Origin of the sequence: Arthrobacter sp. HMWF013 (assembly GCF_003061105.1) — a bacterium.
GTDB lineage: Bacteria > Actinomycetota > Actinomycetes > Actinomycetales > Micrococcaceae > Arthrobacter.
The window spans coordinates 1-1,292 of sequence record NZ_QAIQ01000298.1; the positions used below are offsets into that span (position 1 = coordinate 1).

A 1,292-nucleotide genomic window follows, 5' to 3' on the forward strand; every position below is an offset into this window, starting at 1 on the left:
CCACCGGATCACTGCCCTCGGGGACGGGACCATCCGGCCGGTCCTGTTCCACCACGTCGGCAAGAGATCCGCGTTGGGAGTTGGCATGCGGATGGCCCGGTTCGAGATCCTGGTGCTCACCGACTCGGACACCTGGTGGCAGCCGGGCCTGCTGGAAAACGTCCAGATGCCCTTCGCGGACCCCAACGTCGGAGCGGTGGGGACCCATCAGACCGTCTACCAGCGGGACAGCAGCGTTTGGCGGCGGATAGCGGACTGGCTGGTCAACGTCCGGTACCTCGACTACGTCCCGGCGATGGGCCGTGCCGGTGCCGTGCCCTGCATCTCCGGCCGCACCGCCGTCTACCGGCGCAGCGCGGTGATGGGACTGATAGAGCACCTGGAGAACGAATACTTCATGGGCCGGCGCTGTATCTCGGGCGACGACGGACGGCTCACCTGGCTGGTGCTCGCCTCCGGCTACAAGACCGTCCACCAGTCCTCAGCCCGGGCGCTTTCCATGTTCCCCGCCAGTTTCCGGGCTTTCATGAAGCAGCGCATCCGCTGGAGCCGGAACTCGTACCGGTGCTACCTCACCGCCATTGCCAAAGGCTGGCTCTGGCGGGTGCCGTTCGTGACGAAGGTGACCGTCCTGCAGATCATCCTCACTCCGCTCACCATGGGCCTGACCATGTTCTACCTCATCTTCAACCGCCTCGATCCCACACCCTTCGGCGTGGCCGCGGCGGCGTGCTGGCTCCTGCTGGGCCGGGGGATCCGGGGTATCTCGCACCTGCGCCGGCACCCCAAGGACATCCTGATCCTTCCCGTCCTGGCGGTCACCGTGATCCTGGTGGCCCTCCCCATCAAGCTCTACGCTTTTGCCACCATGAACAAGCAGGGCTGGCTGACCCGTCACGCCGACCAGCTGGGCGGGGACGGGCAGGACGCTGCGAGCCTGGCCACGGGGGAGGTAGCGGCATGAAAGCGGGCCGAGCCATAGTGGTTGCCGCTGTCACGGCGGCGCTGGCCACGGCAGGGTTCATCTACGCCGGAAACATCGGCACGGGTGAAGCGGTGGACGCAGTGGGCCGCAACGAGATTGCGGACAACGGCAACGTCCAGGGGGTGCTGTATCCGGGGGACCCCGCCTCGGAAGCCCGCCTCGTGGAGCAGGAAGACGAACGGCTGGTCTATGTCCGGACCATCGCCTCGGCAGCCCGCTGGCGGGTGGAAGGCCTGGAGGGTGCCTACCGGATCCGGACAGGCTCGAGCTACACGCTGGTCCTGCCCGCCCGCAGCGAGGCTTACAC

General features: G+C 67.2%; 2 protein-coding genes. Both read left to right on the forward strand.

What is annotated here, in order from left to right; all coding sequences use genetic code 11:
* The coding region (locus DBR22_RS11455; protein ID WP_108599119.1) for a glycosyltransferase at nt 1-964 on the forward strand (964 nt) is incomplete at its 5' end.
* Nucleotides 961-1,292 (forward strand): hypothetical protein (locus DBR22_RS11460; RefSeq protein ID WP_219928109.1); only part of this gene is annotated, 332 nt, incomplete at its 3' end. The genes DBR22_RS11455 and DBR22_RS11460, both read left to right, overlap by 4 nt.